The organism is Streptomyces sp. NBC_00252 (assembly GCF_036187565.1).
GTDB lineage: Bacteria > Actinomycetota > Actinomycetes > Streptomycetales > Streptomycetaceae > Streptomyces.
This window is the reverse complement of the sequence record NZ_CP108087.1, coordinates 6,435,734-6,454,751: the sequence shown is the minus strand read 5'-3', so window position 1 is coordinate 6,454,751 and position 19,018 is coordinate 6,435,734. Positions and strand designations below refer to the sequence as shown.

The following is a 19,018-nucleotide window of genomic DNA, read 5'->3' as shown; positions in this document are numbered from 1 at the left end:
GACGCGGACGTGTGGCGCTCGGCGCCGGAGCGTCACACGTCCGCGGGGCGGTACCCGTCACCCCACGTGCGTGGCCGCGAACATCCGCAACACAGCCGGGAGCACGACCACCGAAGGCCCAGGCGTCGCAAGGGACTTCGCGAGGTCCTCCTCCAGCGCCTCCGGTGAGGTCCGCAGCCCCCGCACCCCGAACGACTCCGCCAGCGCCACGTAGTCCGGCCGGGTCAGTTCCGTCGCCGTGGCCTCGCCGAACGCGTCCGTCATGTACTCGCGGAGGATGCCGTAGCCGCCGTCGTCGACGATGAGCCAGGTGACGTTCAGGTCGTACTGCTTGGCCGTGGCCAGCTCCGCGATGGAGTACAGGGCGCCGCCGTCCCCGGACACCGCCAGCACCGGACGGGTCGGGTCGGCCGCCGCCGCGCCCAGTGCCGCCGGGAAGCCGTAGCCGAGGCCGCCGGCGCCCTGCGCGGAGTGGAGGTGGTTGGGGCCCTTCGCGTCGAAGGCCGACCAGGCCCAGTAGGCGAGGATCGTCATGTCCCAGAAGGAGGGGGAGTTGGGCGGGAGGGCCTTCCTCACCGACGCCAACACGCTCTGTTCCAGGGTCAGTTCCTGGGCGGCGATGCGTTCCCGGACGCGGACCAGCAGTTCGGCCACCCGGGTCTCCGCCGTCGGGTCCGTCCGTTCCGTCACCGTCTCCAGGAGTGCCTGGAGTCCGTGCCACGCGTCCGCGTGGATTCCCAACGCCGGGTGGTTCGACTCCAGTTTGCCGAGGTCCGCCTCGATCTGGACGACACGGCCGCGCGGCTTGAACGTGTGGTAGTTCGAGGAGAGTTCGCCCAGACCCGAGCCGACCACCAGTACTACGTCCGCGTCCTCCAGGAAGTCCGTCGTATGGCGGTCCTCCAGCCACGACTGGAGCGACAGGGGGTGCGTCCACGGGAACGCGCCCTTGCCTCCGGGAGTCGTGACCACCGGGGCCTGGAGCCTCTCGGCCAGTTGCCGCAGCTTCTTCGACGCGTCCGCGCGGATCACTCCCCCGCCCGCGATGATCACCGGGCGGGCTGCGCGCGACAGCAAGTCCGCTGCCACGGCGGTGAGTTCGGGGCGCGGGACCAGGTCCTCCGGGGTCGCGTCCACCGCCGTCACCACCGGCAGCGACGTCTCGGCCAGCAGCACGTCCTGCGGGATCTCCACCCACACCGGGCCGTGCGGAGCCGTGAGCGCCGACTTCCACGCCTCCGCGATCGCCGACGGGATCTGCGACTGGGTGCGGACCGTGTGGACGGACTTCACCACGCCCCTGAACGAGGCGGACTGGTCCGGGAGTTCGTGGAGATAGCCGTGGCGTCCGCCGCCCAGACCCGGGGTCGGGATCTGGCTGCTGATCGCCAACACCGGGGCCGAGGCCGCCCGCGCCTCCTGGAGCGCGGCCAGTGACGTCAGCGCGCCCGGGCCCGTCGACAGGAGCAGCGGGGCCGCCTCGCCGGTGATGCGGCCGTACGCGTCCGCCGCGAACCCCGCGTTGTTCTCCACCCGCAGGCCGATGTACCGCAGGTCGGAGCGGCGCAGCGCGTCGAACATGCCGAGGGCGTGCTGCCCGGGCAGGCCGAAGACCGTCGTCGCGCCGAGGCCCGCCAGGGTCTCCACGACCAGGTCACCGCCGTTGCGCCCGGGGGGCGGGTTCAGCGCGGCGGAGATCTGCGCGGCCGTCGGGCGGAGTTCCAGGTCGTGGTCGTGCGTCACTTGCTCTCTGTCTCCCTACGAGTCGCCGAAACGGGTCGGCGAGTCACTGAACCGGGTCGGCGGCCGGCGGTCGTTCGCGCAGCGCCAACCGCCCTTCCCGCCCTACGCGTTGCGTGCCTCCGCGATCTGCCGGGACATGATCGTGATCAGGTCGTACGCGGTGTGCGACGCGGCCACCGACGTGATCTCGGCGTGGTCGTACGCCGGTGCCACCTCGACGACGTCCGCCGATACCAGGTTGCAGGATGCCAGGCCGCGCAGGATCTCCAGAAGTTCGCGGGAGGTCAGGCCGCCGGCCTCGGGCGTGCCGGTGCCGGGCGCGTGGGCCGGGTCGAGGCAGTCGATGTCGATGGAGATGTAGAGGGGCCGGTCGCCGATGCGCTGGCGCAGCTGGTCGGCGACCTCGTCGGCGCCCCGGCGGTACACGTCCGCCGACGTGACGATGCCGAAGCCCATCTTCTCGTCGTCCTTGAGGTCCTGCTTGCCGTACAGCGGGCCGCGGATGCCGACGTGGGAGAGCGCCTCCGTGTCGAGGATGCCCTCCTCGACGGCCCTGCGGAACGGGGTCCCGTGGGTGTACTCGGCCCCGAAGTACGTGTCCCAGGTGTCGAGATGGGCGTCGAAGTGCAGCAGGGCCACCGGGCCGTGCTTCTTCGCGACCGAGCGCAGCAGCGGGAGCGCGATGGTGTGGTCGCCGCCCAGGGTCATCAACCGCGCGCCGGTGTCGAGGAGTTGGTCCGCCGCCTCTTCGATGGTCTCGACGGCCTCGTTGATGTTGAACGGGTTCGCCGCGATGTCCCCGGCGTCCGCGACCTGCGCCAGCGCGAACGGGGAGGCGTCCTGCGCCGGGTTGTAGGGACGCAGCAGCCGGGACGCCTCGCGGATCGCGTTGCCGCCGAAGCGGGCGCCCGGCCGGTAGGAGACCCCGGCGTCGAAGGGCACCCCGACCACGGCGACGTCCGCGGTGCCGACCTCGTCCAGGCGCGGCAGCCGGGCGTAGGTCGCGGGGCCGGCGAACCGCGGGAAGCGCGAGGAGTCGACGGGGCCGCGGGGCGTCTCGTTGCTGGTCATGGGGACTGCCTTCTTTCCTACGCTTCGTGACGTATGGGATGGGTTACGTGCAGCTTGTGGCTGTTTGCGCGTCCGCTACGACTTTACTGGTGCGCGGCGACCGGTTCGGACGCCCGTTCGGGGGTGCCGCGGCCGGCGAGCCGGTCCCGCCAGGCGGCGAGGACGGCCGCGTCGGTCGGCGGCGTGGCGAGGGAGACGGTCACATAGGCGGCCAGAGACAGCAACAGGCCGTAGTAGACGGGCTCGTTGGCGAGGATGCCGTAGGCCGCCATCAGGCCGACGACCGCGAGGCCGCCGACGATCACCGAGGCGAGTGCGCCCTGTGCGGTGCCGCGCTTCCACAGCAGGCCGCCGAGGATGGGGACGAGGAGTCCGCCGACGAGGAGGTTGTAGGCGACGGTCAGCGCCTCCACGACGTTGTTGAGCGCGATCGCCGTGACGATCACGCCGACGCCCATGACGAGGATGAAGACCCGGTTGCCCCGCACCTCGTCGTGACCGCCCTCGTCGCCCTGGTCCCTGGCCGCTCCGCGCAGCCGCGACCAGATGTCGTTGTTGGCGACCGTGGCGCAGGCGATCAGCGCGCCGGACGACGTCGACATCACGGCGGCCAGGGCGGCGGCGAGCACCAATCCCCTTACGCCGATGGGGAGTTCGTCCTTGACGATGGTGGCGAAGGCGTCGTCCGGGCTGCCGAGGTTCGGGTAGAGGACCTTGGCCGCCGTGCCGATGACCGCGCCCGCGACGGCGTAGACGAGGCAGTAGGTGCCCGCGACCGTGCCGCCCCACCTGGCGGTCTTGTCGCTGCCCGCCGTGAACACGCGCTGCCAGATGTCCTGGCCGATGAGCATGCCGAACGTGTAGATCAGGACGTAGGTGAAGATCGTCTCGCCGCCGATGCCCAGCGGGTCGAAGTACCCGGTGGGCAGCTTCGCCTTCATCTCGCCGAAGCCGCCCGCCTTGACGACCGCGATCGGCAGCAGGAGCAGCAGCACGCCGATCGTCTTCACCACGAACTGCACCATGTCGGTGAGGGTGATGGACCACATGCCGCCGAGCGTCGAGTACGCGACGACGATCGAGCCGCCGAGGACGATCGCGAGGGTGCGGTTCATGTCGAAGAGGACGTCGAAGATCGTGGCGTAGGCGATCGTCGAGGTGACGGCCAGCATCAGGGTGTACGCCCACATGACCACGCCGGAGATCACGCCCGCGCGGCCGCCGTACCGGAGATCGAGCATCTCGGAGACGGTGTAGACCTTCAGACGGGCGATGCGGGCGGAGAAGAAGACGGAGAGGGCGAGCAGGCCGAGGCCGATGGTGAAGACCATCCAGGCGCCGGACAGCCCGTACTGGTAGCCGAGGCCTACGCCACCGATGGTGGACGCGCCGCCCAGGACGATCGCGGCCATGGTGCCGGAGTACATGACCGGGCCCAGGCGGCGGCCCGCGACCAGGAAGTCGCTCTTGGACCTGGCGCGGCGCATGCCCCACCAGCCCATGGCCAGCATGCCGGCCAGGTAGACGACGATCACGGTGTAGTCGACGGCCATACGGGGGCCTCCTTCGCGCGCTCTGGGGGGTCGTCCCCGGGGCCTGGGGGATGTCTCGGGGGGGCTTGCGCCGCGACTGACCCTAGGTGGCCGGAAAGCGGCTGCGAAGTGTACGTTTCATCCATCCGAGCCCCAGGCGATGGAGGAAACATCCACCATGCCGGACCTCACGGTTCCGCCCACACCGCCCACTCCCCCCGTGCCCCTCGGCGCCCTCCTGGCCCGCGAGGACCTGGGGCTGCGGCAGATCGCCGGGCCGTCCGACCCCGACATCGCGATCCACTGGGCGCACACCTCGGAGATGCCGGACCCGTACCCGTACCTGCTCGGCGGCGAACTGCTGCTCACCGCGGGCGTCCACATCCCGGACGCGGCCGGCTCCGGCACCTACTTCGACGACTACGTCGCCCGGATCGTCGAGGCGGGCGGGGTGGCCCTCGGCTTCGGCGTCGCACCGGTCCACGACACCGTGCCGCGCGCCCTGGTCGCCGCCTGCGACCACTACGACCTCCCCCTCCTGGAGGTCCCGCCGCCCACCCCCTTCTCCCGCGTCGCCCGCGCGGTCTGGCAGCTGATGGCCCAGGCCCGCCTCGCCGAACTCCGCCGCGTCACCGAGGCCCAGCAGAGCCTGGCGGCGGCCGCCTCCCGCCCCGACCCGCTCCCCTCGGTGCTACGCCAGCTCGCCCAACGGGTGGGCGGGCGCGCGGTGTTGTTCGGTCCTGACGGGACGGAGATCGCGGGGGCGGGGCGGGGAGCGGGGGCGGTTGGAGCGACGGGGGCGGGACGCGGAGTGCGGGCAGTGGGAGCGCCGGGGGCGGTGGCGGGAGGCAGGACGGGCTCGTCGGGTACGGGTACGGAAGGTGGGCCCGGCGCCGAGGCGAGCGGCGCGGAGGTGCGGGAGGCGTTGGCGGAGTTGGTGCGGGTGGTCCGGCCCCCGGGCGCTCCCACTTCGTCCCCTACGTCCGCCACCGCATCCTCCACGTCACCCGCCTCCACCCCCGCCTCCACGGACAGCACACCCCCGACCCGCCCCACCCCCACCTCCGCCACCGACACCGTCTCCGGCGTCCACCTCGCCGCCTACGCCCTCGGTACCGGTCAGGGTTTCGTCCTGGGGGTCGCCGCCCCGCAGCGCGCGCCCGGCGACCACACCATCGCCTCCGTCGCCGCCGTCCTGCTCTCCCTGCTCACCGGCGAACACCAGAGCCGCACGGGAGCGGACCGGTCCTCGGCGCTCGTACGGCTGCTGCTGGGCGCCCCGCCGGAGGACGTCGCGTCGCTGCTCGGCGGTGACCGGTGGCTGGTGGTGCACGCGCTGCCCGACGCCGGTACCGGCCCCGATCCCGTCGCCACCTCCGCCCTGGGCGCCGCCCTCGGTTCCGCGCTGATCGACCTGGCGCCGGAGGCCGTACGGGTCCTCGTCCCCGGCGACCGCGCACCCGCCGCGCAGCCCGGCTGGACCCTGGGGGTCAGCGCTCCCGTGGCCCCGGAGGACTGGTCCGCCGCCGACCAGCAGGCGGCCCGCGCCCTGGCCCGCGCCCGCGCGACCCGTACCCCTCTGGTCGTACACGGCGCCTCCGGCCGCGCCGGGCTCGCCGACCTGCTCCCCCACGACGCGGCCGAGGAACACGCCCGCACCCTCCTCGCACCGCTCGCCGCGCACCCCGCGCTCGTCGAGACCCTGCGCACCTGGCTCTCCCTGCACGGGAGTTGGGACCGTACGGCGGTCGCCCTCGCCGTGCACCGCAACACCGTGCGGCAGCGGATCGCCCGGTGCGCGGCGCTGCTGGAGACGGACCTCGACGATCCGGACGTACGGATGGAGCTGTGGTTCGGCCTGCGTCAGCTGTGAGTCACCCCTGAGTGATCCACATCCCAGCGTGCGGGACGCCGGGCACGCGCACAGTCCTCTGCTTCACAATGGGAACCATGCCGATATCCGGGACACCCAGCCGCGCCGAGCTCGTCGACCACCTTGTGAAGACCCGTATCGCGGGCGAGGTGGCCACGCCCCGCGAGAACAACCTCTCCCACTACCGCAAGCTCGCGAACGGCGACCGTCACTACTGGCTCGGGCTGGAGCTGGGCGACCGCTGGACGGACGAGCAGGACGTGCTCGCGGTGATGGCGGAGCGGGTGGGCGTGAACGACGATCCCGAGTACCGCTACGGCCAGGACACCATCGACCCGGAGCTGACCGTCGAGGGCCTGGACCGGATGGCGGCGCGGCTGCGCAAGGCGGCCGACGGGCAGCAGCGGGTGCTCTTCGCGACCGGCCACCCCGGCGGTCTGCTGGACGTGCACCGCGCCACGGCCGCCGCCCTGCGCACGGCGGGCTGCGAGATCGTCGTGATCCCGGAGGGGCTGCAGACGGAGGAGGGGTACGTCATGCAGTTCGCCGACGTGGCCGTCCTGGAGCACGGCGCGACGCTCTGGCACACGCACTCCGGTGAGCCGATGAAGGCGATCCTCACCGCCCTGGAGCGCGAGGGCCGCCCGCTGCCCGACCTGGTCGTCGCCGACCACGGCTGGGCGGGCTACGCGGGCCGCCACGGCGTCGACTCCGTGGGCTACGCCGACTGCAACGACCCGGCGCTCTTCCTCGCCGAGTCCGAGGGCACCGTACAGGTGGCGGTCCCCCTCGACGACCACGTCGTCAGCCCCCGGTACTACGACCCGATGACGGCGTATCTGCTGGCCGAGGCCGGTCTGTCCGCCTGAGCCGCCGGGCTCGGGTCCCCTGTCACGGCCAGGGGTTGAGCCCTTCCGCGCGGCGCTGCGCGTATCCCGGTGTCGGATCCAGGTAGACCCGGCTGACCGCCGGGAACGCCTCCCGCAGCCGCTGCTCGGCCTGTTCGCAGGCCCACTCGATCTGCGCGGCGCTCGACCGGTCCCGGAAGTCGATCTTCGCGGCCACCAGCGCCTCGCGCGGACCCTGCACGAGGGTCGTCAACTCCAGTACGGCCTCGATGTGTTCGACCCCGAGCAGCTCCTCCTTGATCCGCTCCCGCACGGCCTTGGGCAGCGGGCGGCCGATGAGGAGTTCCGCGTTCGAGCGGCCCAGCACCCAGGCGACGTAGAGCAGCAGGGCCCCGATGCACAGCGAGGCGGCGCCGTCCCAGGCGCCGGAGCCGGTGAGCTGGCCGCCGAGCAGGCCGCCCGCCGCGAGGACCAGGCCGACGAGCGCGGCGGAGTCCTCGAGTACTACGGCCTTCACGGCGGTGTCGGGGGTGTAGCGGAGGTAGCGCTTGAAGGAGGCGTCGAAGCGGGCCGCCTCGCCGCGCGCCTGGCGTACGCCCGTCCGCAGGGAGTAGCCCTCCAGGAGGAAGGCGACGCCGAGCACGATGTACGAGACGAGCGGGTCGCCGAGGTCCTCGCCGGCGACGAGGGTGTGGATGCCGTCGTAGATGGAGAAGACCGCGCCGCCGACGAAGGTGGCGACGGCGGCGAGCATCGCCCAGATGTAGCGCTCGGGGCCGTAGCCCAGGGGGTGGTCCTCGTCGGCGGGTTTGCTGCTGCGCTTGAGGGCGGTCAGCAGGAGGAGTTCGGTGACGGTGTCGGCGACGGAGTGCGCGGCCTCCGACAGCATCGCGCTGGAGCCGCTGATGACGCCGGCGACCGCCTTGGCGAGCGCGATGCCCAGGTTGGCGACGGCCGCGACGATCACGGTGACGGTGGACTCGCCGCCGCCGTCACCCTCCTCTGTTTCTGCCATGCCCTCAGTGTTCCCGAGGAACCCGGACCACGCCCTCCTGAATGACGGAGATGGCCAGTTGGCCGTCCTGCGTGTAGATCCGCGCCTGCCCGAGCCCGCGCCCGCCGGACGCCGACGGCGACTCCTGGTCGTAGAGCAGCCACTCGTCCGCCCGGAACGGCCGGTGGAACCACATGGCGTGGTCGAGGGAGGCCCCTACGACATCCCCTACGGCCCAGCCGCCCCGGCCGTGCGCGAGGAGCACGGAGTCGAGGAGGGTCATGTCGGAGACGTAGGTCGCGAGTACTACGTGGAGCAGGGGCTGGTCCACGGGTCCGTCGAGCTTGCCGTTGGTGCGGAACCACACCTGGGAGTGCGGCTCGCGCGGCGCGCCGAACCTGCCGTACGGCGGCTCCTCGACGTAGCGCAGGTCGATGGCCTCGCGGGCCTCCAGGAACCTCTCGACGATCTCGGGGGCCATGTGGTCGTAGCCGCGCAGCCGGTCCTGCGAGGTGGGCAGGGTGGCCGGGTCGGGGGCGGACGGCATGGAGGTCTGGTGGTCGAGGCCCGTCTCGGGGCGCTGGAAGGACGCGGAGAGGGCGAAGATCGGCTGCCCGTGCTGGACCGCGACGACGCGGCGCGCGGTGAAGGAGCGGCCGTCGTTCATGCGCTCGACGGTGTAGACGATCGGCGCGCCGGGGTCGCCGGGGCGCAGGAAGTACGCGTGCAGGGAGTGCGCGAGACGGTCCTCGGAGACCGTCCGGCCTGCCGCGACCAGCGCCTGGGCCGCCACCTGTCCGCCGAAGACCCGGGGGACGACGGCGGACTGCGACTGGCCGCGGAAGATGTTCTCCTCGATCTGCTCCAGATCGAGCAGGTCGAGGAGACTCTGAAGTGCCTGGCTCATGGCACCTTTTCTACGGGCCGGTAATTTCGGGGACCTTACAGGCCCATGTCCTTCGCGATGATCGTCTTCATGATCTCGCTGGTGCCGCCGTAGATGCGGTTGACGCGGTTGTCCGCGTACAGGCGGGCGATCGGGTACTCGTTCATGAAGCCGTAGCCGCCGTGCAGCTGGAGGCAGCGGTCGATCACGCGGTGGGCGACCTCGGTGGTGAACAGCTTGGCGCTGGCCGCCTCGGCGGGGGTCAGCTCACCGGCGTCCAGGGCCTCGGTCGCGCGGTCCACGACGGCCTCGGCGGCGTCCACCTCGGCCTGGCAGGCGGCCAGCTCGAACTTGGTGTTCTGGAACGCGGCGACGGGCTGGCCGAAGACCACGCGCTCCTGGACGTACTGCTTGGCGAACCGGACGGCGGCCTTGGCCTGCGCGTACGCGCCGAAGGCGATGCCCCAGCGCTCGGAGGCGAGGTTGTGGCCGAGGTAGTAGAAGCCCTTGTTCTCCTCGCCGAGGAGGTCCTCGGCCGGGACCTTCACGTCGACGAACGCCAGCTCGGCGGTGTCGGAGGTCTTCAGGCCGAGCTTGTCGAGCTTGCGGCCGACCGAGTAGCCCTCGGCCTTGGTGTCCACCACGAAGAGGGAGATGCCGTGACGGCGGTCCTCCTTGGTGGACGGGGAGGTGCGGGCGCAGACGATCATGCGGTCGGCGTGCACACCGCCGGTGATGAAGGTCTTGGCGCCGTTGAGGACGTAGTGCGTGCCGTCCTCGGAGAGCTTGGCGGTGGTCTTCATGCCCGCGAGGTCGGAGCCGGTGCCCGGCTCGGTCATCGCGATGGCCCACATCTCCTCGCCGGAGACGAACTTCGGCAGGAAGCGCTTCTTCTGCTCGTCGGTGGCGAGCAGCTTGATGTAGGGCAGGCCGAGCAGCACGTGCACACCGGAGCCGCCGAAGTTGACACCCGCGCGCGCGGTCTCCTCGTAGAGGACGGCCTCGAACTTGTACGAGTCGATGCCCGCGCCGCCGTACTCCTCGTCCACGCGGATGCCGAAGACGCCGAGCTCGGCGAGCTTGTAGTAGAAGTCGCGCGGCGCCTGGCCGGCCGCGAACCACTCGTCGTAGACGGGGACGACCTCGGCCTCGATGAAGGCCCGGAGGGTATCCCGGAACGCCTCGTGGTCCTCGTCAAACACCGTACGGCGCACCGCCGGCCCCTCTCTGCGCCTGAACCGGCGCCGCTCTCGCGGATGTGGTTGCTCGCCGTCGGGGTGCCTCAAGTAATGGCTGCGGTCCGATGGCTAAGCGCTTGCTCAGCATTGAGCGTACCGGCGGGTAGGCGGAGGCGTCCAGCGGAACGGGCACGTAACGCTCGTCACGCCCCCGCCGCCGCGAACGCCCCCCGGGCCATCCGGTGCAGCAACTCCGCCGTGGCCCCCCGCCCCGGCAACGCCCCCGGCCTCCCCAGATGCGGGGTCGAGTTCAGCAGGCCGAACACCGAGTGCACCGCCGAGCGCGCGCTGGGTTCGGCCAGGTCCGGGTACACCTCGCGGACGACCTCGACCCACAACTCGACGTACTGGCGCTGGAGTTGGCGCACCAGCTTGCGGTCGGTGTCGCGGAGGCGGTCCAGCTCGCGGTCGTGCAGGGTGATCAGGGGGCGGTCGTCGAGGGCGAAGTCGATGTGGCCCTCGATGAGCGAGTCGAGGAGCAGCTCGGAGGACGTCACGCCCTCCGCCTCGGCCAGGCGGCGCTTCGCACCCGTCAGGAGCTGGCCGCTGATGCCGACCAGCAGCTCGGCGAGCATCGCGTCCTTGCCCGGGAAGTGCCGGTACAGGCCGGGGCCGCTGATGCCGACGGCCGCGCCTATCTCGTCGACCCCGACGCCGTGGAAACCCCGCTCGGCGAAGAGCCGCGCGGCCTCCTTGAGGATCTGCTCGCGGCGGGTGGGGGCGTCGGTTCTCGTGGTCATGGAAGCAATTCTAGACAGGGAGGTTAGCGGTCGTTAACCTGAAGGAAATGGTTAACGCTCATTAACGGTCGAGAGCAGCCGATCGCTGTGCGAGGGGACCCACGACATGCACGAGGCACCGGAGCTGACGAGCGCGGCGGACCCCGCGTCGGAGGCGTGGCGGGCCAACGAGGCGGCGCACCGCGCGCTGGGCGAGGAACTGCGCCAGAAGCTGGCCGCGGCCCGGCTCGGCGGCGGCGAGCGCGCCCGGGACCGGCACACCGCGCGCGGCAAGCTGCTCCCCCGCGACCGCGTGGACACCCTCCTCGACCCGGGCTCGCCCTTCCTGGAGCTGGCCCCGCTGGCGGCCGACGGGATGTACGACGGGGCCGCCCCGGCCGCCGGTGTCATCGCCGGGATCGGGCGGGTGAGCGGGCGCGAGTGCGTGATCGTCGCCAATGACGCCACGGTCAAGGGCGGCACGTACTACCCGATGACCGTGAAGAAGCATCTGCGCGCCCAGGAGATCGCCCTCGAGAACCGCCTCCCCTGCATCTACCTCGTCGACTCCGGGGGCGCGTTCCTGCCCATGCAGGACGAGGTGTTCCCGGACCGCGAGCACTTCGGGCGGATCTTCTACAACCAGGCCCGGATGTCGGGGGCCGGGATTCCGCAGATCGCGGCCGTCCTCGGGTCGTGTACCGCCGGTGGGGCCTACGTCCCCGCCATGAGCGACGAGGCCGTCATCGTCCGTAACCAGGGGACGATCTTCCTCGGCGGGCCGCCCCTGGTGAAGGCCGCCACCGGTGAGGTCGTCACCGCCGAGGAGCTGGGCGGCGGCGACGTGCACGCACGCGTGTCGGGCGTCACCGACCACCTCGCGGAGGACGACGCGCACGCCCTGCGGATCGTCCGGAACATCGCCGCCACGCTCCCCGCGCGCGGGACCCTCCCCTGGGAGGTCACCGAGTCGGTGGAGCCGAAGGTCGACCCGTACGGCATCTACGGCGCCGTCCCGGTCGACTCCCGTACCCCCTACGACGTACGGGAGATCATCGCGCGCGTCGTCGACGGCTCGCGCTTCGCCGAGTTCAAGGCCGAGTTCGGGCAGACCCTGGTCACCGGCTTCGCCCGCATCCATGGTCACCCGGTCGGGATCGTCGCCAACAACGGCATCCTGTTCTCCGAGTCCGCCCAGAAGGGCGCCCACTTCATCGAGCTGTGCGACCAGCGCGGCATCCCCCTGGTGTTCCTGCAGAACATCTCGGGGTTCATGGTCGGCAAGGACTACGAGGCGGGCGGCATCGCCAAGCACGGCGCCAAGATGGTCACCGCCGTCGCCTGCGCGCGCGTGCCGAAGCTCACGGTGGTGGTCGGCGGCTCGTACGGCGCGGGCAACTACTCGATGTGCGGCCGGGCGTACTCCCCCCGCTTCCTGTGGATGTGGCCCGGCGCCAAGATCTCCGTGATGGGCGGCGAGCAGGCCGCGTCGGTCCTCGCGACCGTGAAGCGGGACCAGCTGGAGGGGCGCGGCGAGGAGTGGCCGGCCGAGGACGAGGAGTCCTTCAAGGCCCCGATCCGGCAGCAGTACGAGCGCCAGGGCAGCGCCTACTACGCGACCGCCCGCCTCTGGGACGACGGGGTCATCGACCCGACGGAGACCCGCCAGGTCCTGGGACTCGCCCTGACCGCCTGTGCCAACGCGCCGCTGGGAGACCCCCAGTTCGGCGTCTTCCGGATGTGATGAGGATGCCCGAGATGGTCGACACCTTCGCGATTTCCGGGGCGCCCGAGGGACCCGGGATGTTCGACACGGTCCTCGTGGCCAACCGTGGCGAGATCGCGGTCCGCGTGATCCGCACCCTGCGCTCGCTCGGTGTGCGCTCGGTGGCCGTCTTCTCCGACGCCGACGCGGACGCCCGGCACGTCCGCGAGGCCGACACGGCGGTACGGCTCGGTCCGGCCCCCGCGTCCGAGAGCTATCTGTCGGTGGAACGGCTCCTGGAGGCGGCGGCCCGCTCCGGCGCGCAGGCCGTGCACCCCGGCTACGGCTTCCTCGCGGAGAACGCGGCGTTCGCGCGCGCGTGCGCCGACGCCGGGCTCGTCTTCATCGGTCCCCCGGCCGACGCGATCGCCCTCATGGGCGACAAGATCCGCGCCAAGGAGACCGTGCAGGCGGCAGGCGTCCCGGTCGTCCCCGGCGGCCGCGACCCCGAACTCGCGGAGGCGGCCCACCAGTTGGGCGCCCCCGTCCTCCTGAAGCCGTCGGCGGGCGGCGGCGGCAAGGGCATGCGCCTGGTCCGCGACCTCACCGTCCTGGAGGAGGAGATCGCCGCCGCCCGCCGCGAGGCCCGCGCCTCCTTCGGCGACGACACCCTCCTGGTCGAGCGCTGGGTCGACCGCCCCCGCCACATCGAGATCCAGGTCCTGGCCGACACCCATGGCAACGTCGTCCACCTCGGCGAGCGCGAGTGCTCCCTCCAGCGCCGCCACCAGAAGGTCGTCGAGGAGGCCCCGAGCGTCCTCCTGGACGAGGCCACGCGCGCGGCGATGGGCGAGGCGGCGGTCCAGGCGGCCCGCTCGTGCGGGTACGCGGGCGCGGGCACCGTCGAGTTCATCGTCCCCGGCAGCGACCCGTCGTCGTACTACTTCATGGAGATGAACACCCGTCTCCAGGTCGAGCACCCGGTGACCGAGTTGGTCACCGGCCTCGACCTCGTCGAGTGGCAGCTCAGGGTGGCCGCGGGCGAGCGACTGCCCTTCGCGCAGGACGACATCACGCTCACCGGACACGCGGTGGAGGCGCGCATCTGCGCCGAGGACCCGGCCAAGGGCTTCCTCCCGTCCGGCGGCACGGTGGTCCGGCTGCACGAACCCCAGGGCGACGGCGTCCGCACCGACTCCGGCCTCTCCGAAGGCACCGAGATCGGCAGCCTCTACGACCCGATGCTCTCCAAGGTCATCGCCTACGGCCCCGACCGCGCGACCGCGCTCAGGAAGCTCCGGGCCGCCCTCGCGGACACGGTGGCCCTGGGCGTGCCGACGAACGCCGGTTTCCTGCGCCGGCTGCTGGCCCATCCGGCGGTCGTTGCGGGCGAGTTGGACACCGGACTCGTCGAGCGGGAGGCGGACGGGCTGGTGTCCGGCGAGGTGCCGGTGGAGGTCTACGCGGCCGCCGCCCTGCTGCGCCACGCGGCGCTCACGCCCGGGCGGGGCTCCGGCTGGACCGACCCGTTCGCCGCCACGGACGGCTGGCGGCTGGGCGGGGAGCGGGCCTGGACGGCGCACCCGCTCCAGGTGCCGGGCCACGACCCGGTGACCGTGCGCGTCCGCCGCACGCCCGAGGGCGGCACCGAACTGCTGCCGGACGGCGCCGGAAAGCCGCTCGACGGGTCCGGCTGGGCCGGGCCCGACGGCCGGTTCGTCGTGCGGCTCGACGGACTCGTGCACACCTTCACCGCCCTGCCGGACGGCACCTGGCTGGGCCGGGACGGGGACGCCTGGCAGGTGCGGGACCACGACCCGGTGGCCGCCTCGCTCAGCGGCGCCGACCGCTCCGGCGCCGGTTCGCTGACCGCGCCGATGCCGGGCACGGTGACCGTGGTGAAGGTCGCCGTCGGGGATCACGTGGCCGCGGGGCAGAGCCTGTTGGTGGTCGAGGCGATGAAGATGGAGCACGTCGTCTCCGCGCCGCACGCCGGCACCGTCGCCGAACTCGACGTGACACCGGGCGCGACGGTCGCCATGGACCAGGTGCTGGCGGTCGTCACCCCGGTGGAGGAGGACCAGTGACACTCCCGATGGTCGTACCCGCCCCCGGTCTGCCCGCCCGGGTGCGCATCCACGAAGTGGGCGCGCGGGACGGACTGCAGAACGAGAAGGCGACCGTCCCCACGGAGGTGAAGGCCGAGTTCGTCCGGCGGCTCGCCGACGCGGGCCTGACCCGCATCGAGGCGACCAGCTTCGTGCACCCCAAGTGGGTGCCCCAACTGGCCGACGCCGAGGAGCTGTTCCCCCTCGTGCGCGACCTGCCCGGGGTCGAACTCCCGGTGCTGGTGCCGAACGAACGCGGCCTCGACCGCGCCCTCGCGCTCGGCGCCCGCCGTATCGCCGTGTTCGCCAGCGCCACCGAGGCCTTCGCCAAGGCCAACCTGAACCGCACGGTGGACGACGCGCTGGCCATGTTCGAGCCGGTGGTGACCCGGGCGAAGGCGGCCGACGCGCACGTGCGCGGCTATCTGTCGATGTGCTTCGGCGACCCCTGGGAGGGCGCCGTCCCGATCCACCAGGTCGTCCACGTCTGCAAGTCCCTGCTGGACATGGGCTGCGACGAGTTGAGCCTCGGCGACACGATCGGCGTCGCGACTCCCGGCCATGTCCTGGAGCTGCTGTCCGCGCTCAACGAACAGGGCGTACCCACCACGGTGTTGGGCGTGCACTTCCACGACACCTACGGCCAGGCCCTCGCCAACACCCTGGCCGCCCTCCAGCACGGCGTCACCACCGTGGACGCCTCCGCGGGCGGCCTCGGCGGCTGCCCGTACGCCAAGTCCGCCACCGGCAACCTCGCCACCGAGGACCTGGTGTGGATGCTCCGGGGCCTCGGCATCGAGTCCGGAGTCGACCTCGACCGTCTCACCGCCACCAGCGTGTGGATGGCCGACCACCTGGGCCGACCCAGCCCGTCCCGCACCGTCCGCGCCCTCTCCCACAAGGACCAGTGACCGCCATGGACCACCGCCTCTCCCCCGAGCTGGAAGAACTCCGCCGTACGGTCGAGGAGTTCGCGCACGACGTCGTCGCCCCGAAGATCGGCGACTTCTACGAGCGGCACGAGTTCCCGTACGAGATCGTCCGCGAGATGGGCCGCATGGGCCTGTTCGGACTGCCGTTCCCCGAGGAGTACGGCGGGATGGGCGGCGACTACCTGGCGCTCGGCCTCGTCCTGGAGGAGCTGGCCCGGGTCGACTCGTCGGTCGCGATCACCCTGGAGGCCGGGGTGTCGCTGGGTGCGATGCCGATCCACCTCTTCGGCACCGACGCCCAGAAGGCCGAGTGGCTGCCCCGGCTCTGCTCCGGCGAGATCCTCGGCGCCTTCGGCCTGACCGAGCCGGACGGCGGCTCCGACGCGGGCGCGACCCGGACGACGGCCCGCCTGGACCCGGACACCGACGAATGGGTGATCAACGGCTCCAAGTGCTTCATCACCAACTCCGGTACGGACATCACCGGCCTGGTCACGGTCACCGCCGTCACCGGCCGCAAGCCCGACGGCAAGCCCCTCATCTCGTCGATCATCGTGCCGTCCGGGACCCCCGGCTTCACCGTCGCGGCGCCGTACTCGAAGGTCGGCTGGAATGCCTCGGACACCCGTGAGCTGTCCTTCGCGGACGTCCGCGTCCCGGCGGCCAACCTGCTGGGTGAACAGGGCCGCGGCTACGCCCAGTTCCTCCGCATCCTGGACGAGGGCCGCATCGCCATCGCGGCGCTCGCGACCGGTCTCGCGCAGGGCTGTGTCGACGAGTCGGTGAAGTACGCGAAGGAACGGCACGCGTTCGGGCGGCCGATCGGCGCGAACCAGGCCATCCAGTTCAAGATCGCCGACATGGAGATGAAGGCCCACACCTCCCGCCTCTCCTGGCGCGACGCGGCCTCCCGCCTGGTCGCCGGCGAGCCCTTCAAGAAGGAGGCGGCCCTCGCCAAGCTGTACTCCTCCACGATCGCCGTCGACAACGCCCGCGACGCCACCCAGGTCCACGGCGGCTACGGCTTCATGAACGAGTACCCGGTGGCCCGCATGTGGCGCGACTCCAAGATCCTGGAGATCGGCGAGGGCACCAGCGAGGTCCAACGGATGCTGATCGCCCGCGAGTTGGGGCTCACGGGCTGAGGCAGCGGCCTGCACGGGCTCGGCGCGTCGGGATACCCAGGTCTGCCGGCAACGGGGCCGGCCGTCGGGTGCCCGGACCGGGCGGCAGCTCCTGCCGGCCCGCCTTCGAGCCGAGGGCGGCGGTGACCCCGCCCGCTGGACACATGGTGAGGTTAGGCTAACCTACCTTCGAATTGTCCGGCGGGCGCTCCGCCCTGTTCGAAAGCAGCCATACATGTCCAACGCCCGTGCCACTCACCTCTCCCGCCGCGGCATCCTCGCCGCGGGCGGCGCCCTCGGCCTCGGTGCCGTGCTCGCAGCCTGCGGCGACGACGACGCGAAAAGCGGTGGCTCGGACAAGGGGACGACGGCCGCCAAGTCCGGCCCCTGGACCTTCAAGGACGACCGCGGCCAGACCGCGAAGACCGACAGGACCCCGGCGAACATCGTCTCGTTCATCGGTGTCGCCGCCGCGCTGCACGACTACGGCATCGAGTCGAAGGGCGTCTTCGGACCGACCAGGCTGAAGGACGGCAAGGCCGACGTCCAGGCCGGCGACCTCGACATCAGCAAGGTCACCGTCATCGGCAACGAGTGGGGCCAGTTCAACATCGAGAAGTACGCGGCCCTCTCCCCCGACGTCCTCATCACCACGATGTTCGACGCGGCCGGCACGCTCTGGTACGTCCCGGAGGAGTCGAAGAAGAAGATCCTCGCGGTGGGGGCGCCGTCCGTCGGCATCTCGGTGTACGACGTGCAGCTGCCGACGCCGTTGCAGCGGATGCTGGAGCTTGCCAAGTCCCTTGGCGCCGACACGACTTCCTCCACGATCACCGCGGCCAAGAAGCGGTTCGAGGATGCGGCGGCCCGGCTGCGCGCCGCGACCAAGGCCAAGCCGAACATCAAGGTGCTCGTGGGGTCCGCCAGCCAGGACATCTTCTACGTCTCCGGGTCCAACCTCTCCGTCGACCTGGAGTACTTCAAGGCGCTCGGGGTGAACTTCGTGGAGCCGGCCGCTTCCGCGCTCAAGGCGAGTGGTGGGTGGTACGAGAACCTGAGCTGGGAGAACGTCGACAAGTACGGGGCGGACGTCATCATGATGGACAACCGGACGTCGGCGATTCAGCCCGCGGACATCACTGAGGGCACGTGGAAGAAGCTTCCGGCTGTCAAGGCGGGGCAGGTCATCGCGCGTAATCCTGAGCCGATTCTGTCCTACGACAAGTGTGCGCCTCTGCTTGAGGATCTGGCCAAGGCGATCGAGAGTGCGAAGAAGGTCAGTTGATCTGGGGTGGTTCGCCTTGTGGGGAGCTGCGAGTCCGATGTGGCTGGTCGCGCAGTTCCCCGCGCCCCTAGGTATGCATCCCTGACGCCGACTCAGGAGTCACCCCCTATGACCACGGCCGTTGCCGCGCCCTTCCGCTTCTTTTCACTTCAGGTCTCGCGGACGGAGCGGCTTGGGCCGTCTCTGGTTCGGGTGACCTTTGCCGGGGATGATCTGGCGTACTTCTTCTCCGACGGGTGTGATCAGTCCCTGTCGTTGTTTCTTCCGCATCCCGGTCAGGTCGAGCCTGCCGTGCCCCATGAGCTCGGGGACGGGTGGTGGCAGGGGTGGCGTGAACTCCCGGACGACGTGCGGGCCGTGATGCGGTCGTACACGCTGCGGGGGCTGCGTCGCGATCCCGACGAGATCGACATCGACTTCGTGTTGCACGAGCCCGCCGGGCCCGCCTCGCGGTGGGCCTCGCGGGCCGGTGCCGGTGATCGGGTCGTGTTGCTCGGGCCGGCCGTCGCGGGCAATCGCGCGATCCGGTTCCGGCCGCCGGAGGATGCCGATCTGGTGGTGGTATGGGGGGACGAGACCGCCGTACCGGCCGCCTCGGCGATTCTCGAGGCGCTGCCCGCGGGTGTGCGTGCGCGGGTGTGGCTCGAAGTCCAACATGCCGGGGATGTCCAGGAGTTGGCCACCGACGCCGATGCCGAGGTCACCTGGCTGGTGCGGGACGACCAGGGCGTCGAGGGGTCCCCCATGGCCCTCGGCGCCCTTCGTGCTGCCCAACTCCCGCCCGCCGAGCGGCCGTACGTGTGGATCGCGGGCGAGTCCGGTCACGTGAAGGCGCTGCGGCGGCACTTCGTGGGTGAGCGGGGGATCGACCGGCGCCGGGTGACCTTTGTCGGGTACTGGCGGCGGGGGCTCAGCGAGGAGCAGTTGCGCGACGCCGGGTGACGGCGTGCGGGACCACTG

Annotated in this window: 15 protein-coding genes; 8 read left to right on the top strand and 7 right to left on the bottom strand. The window is 71.5% G+C overall.

Annotated elements, in window-relative coordinates:
• Window positions 1-57: 57 nt before the first annotated feature.
• The 3 genes from OHT77_RS28600 to OHT77_RS28590 form a co-directional block, all read right to left on the bottom strand.
• On the bottom strand, window positions 58-1,743 hold the full coding sequence (locus OHT77_RS28600) for a thiamine pyrophosphate-binding protein (RefSeq protein ID WP_328831289.1): 1,686 nt from the start codon (window positions 1,741-1,743) through the stop codon (window positions 58-60).
• A gap of 102 nt (window positions 1,744-1,845) precedes the next feature.
• Window positions 1,846-2,814: an agmatinase gene (gene speB / locus OHT77_RS28595; protein ID WP_266768930.1), complete on the bottom strand. Its 969-nt coding sequence runs from the start codon at window positions 2,812-2,814 to the stop codon at window positions 1,846-1,848.
• Window positions 2,815-2,897: 83 nt separating this feature from the next.
• The gene (locus OHT77_RS28590; protein WP_328831288.1) at window positions 2,898-4,367 is read right to left on the bottom strand and encodes a sodium:solute symporter; all 1,470 of its coding nucleotides are present in this window, start codon (window positions 4,365-4,367) and stop codon (window positions 2,898-2,900) included.
• Between the two features lie 157 nt (window positions 4,368-4,524).
• Here OHT77_RS28590 and OHT77_RS28585 point away from each other — a divergent pair, with 157 nt between their 5' ends.
• Together OHT77_RS28585 and OHT77_RS28580 are read left to right on the top strand one after the other, a co-directional pair.
• Entirely contained in the window at window positions 4,525-6,219 is a 1,695-nt protein-coding gene (locus tag OHT77_RS28585) for a PucR family transcriptional regulator (protein WP_328831287.1), read from the top strand.
• Window positions 6,220-6,296: 77 nt separating this feature from the next.
• Window positions 6,297-7,088, top strand: a complete 792-nt coding sequence (locus OHT77_RS28580) for a phosphatase (RefSeq protein ID WP_266768936.1) — start codon at window positions 6,297-6,299, stop codon at window positions 7,086-7,088.
• Window positions 7,089-7,110: 22 nt separating this feature from the next.
• On the opposite strand, the gene OHT77_RS28575 is transcribed toward OHT77_RS28580, so the two are convergent.
• The 4 genes from OHT77_RS28575 to OHT77_RS28560 form a co-directional block, all read right to left on the bottom strand.
• Entirely contained in the window at window positions 7,111-8,082 is a 972-nt protein-coding gene (locus tag OHT77_RS28575) for a cation diffusion facilitator family transporter (RefSeq protein WP_328831286.1), read from the bottom strand.
• A 4-nt stretch (window positions 8,083-8,086) separates the two neighbouring features.
• Entirely contained in the window at window positions 8,087-8,968 is an 882-nt protein-coding gene (locus tag OHT77_RS28570; RefSeq protein ID WP_328831285.1) for an acyl-CoA thioesterase, read from the bottom strand.
• A 35-nt stretch (window positions 8,969-9,003) separates the two neighbouring features.
• A complete protein-coding gene (locus tag OHT77_RS28565; protein WP_328831284.1) occupies window positions 9,004-10,161 on the bottom strand; it encodes an acyl-CoA dehydrogenase family protein in 1,158 nt (385 codons plus the stop codon).
• A gap of 167 nt (window positions 10,162-10,328) precedes the next feature.
• On the bottom strand, window positions 10,329-10,925 hold the full coding sequence (locus tag OHT77_RS28560; protein WP_328831283.1) for an SACE_7040 family transcriptional regulator: 597 nt from the start codon (window positions 10,923-10,925) through the stop codon (window positions 10,329-10,331).
• A gap of 106 nt (window positions 10,926-11,031) precedes the next feature.
• Here OHT77_RS28560 and OHT77_RS28555 point away from each other — a divergent pair, with 106 nt between their 5' ends.
• The 6 genes from OHT77_RS28555 to OHT77_RS28530 all read left to right on the top strand — a co-directional run bounded on the left by OHT77_RS28555 (window position 11,032) and on the right by OHT77_RS28530 (window position 19,000).
• Complete coding sequence (locus OHT77_RS28555; protein ID WP_328831282.1) at window positions 11,032-12,648, top strand: carboxyl transferase domain-containing protein; 1,617 nt, start codon at window positions 11,032-11,034, stop codon at window positions 12,646-12,648.
• A gap of 59 nt (window positions 12,649-12,707) precedes the next feature.
• Window positions 12,708-14,696, top strand: coding sequence for an acetyl/propionyl/methylcrotonyl-CoA carboxylase subunit alpha (locus tag OHT77_RS28550; protein WP_328834367.1), 1,989 nt, complete (start codon window positions 12,708-12,710; stop codon window positions 14,694-14,696).
• An 8-nt stretch (window positions 14,697-14,704) separates the two neighbouring features.
• Window positions 14,705-15,628, top strand: coding sequence for a hydroxymethylglutaryl-CoA lyase (locus OHT77_RS28545; RefSeq protein WP_328834366.1), 924 nt, complete (start codon window positions 14,705-14,707; stop codon window positions 15,626-15,628).
• A gap of 5 nt (window positions 15,629-15,633) precedes the next feature.
• Window positions 15,634-16,794, top strand: coding sequence for an acyl-CoA dehydrogenase family protein (locus tag OHT77_RS28540; protein ID WP_266768948.1), 1,161 nt, complete (start codon window positions 15,634-15,636; stop codon window positions 16,792-16,794).
• 214 nt (window positions 16,795-17,008) lie between these two features.
• Entirely contained in the window at window positions 17,009-18,058 is a 1,050-nt protein-coding gene (locus OHT77_RS28535; RefSeq protein ID WP_328831281.1) for an ABC transporter substrate-binding protein, read from the top strand.
• 108 nt (window positions 18,059-18,166) lie between these two features.
• Window positions 18,167-19,000, top strand: a complete 834-nt coding sequence (locus OHT77_RS28530; protein WP_328831280.1) for a siderophore-interacting protein — start codon at window positions 18,167-18,169, stop codon at window positions 18,998-19,000.
• The last annotated feature ends 18 nt before the right edge of the window (window positions 19,001-19,018 follow it).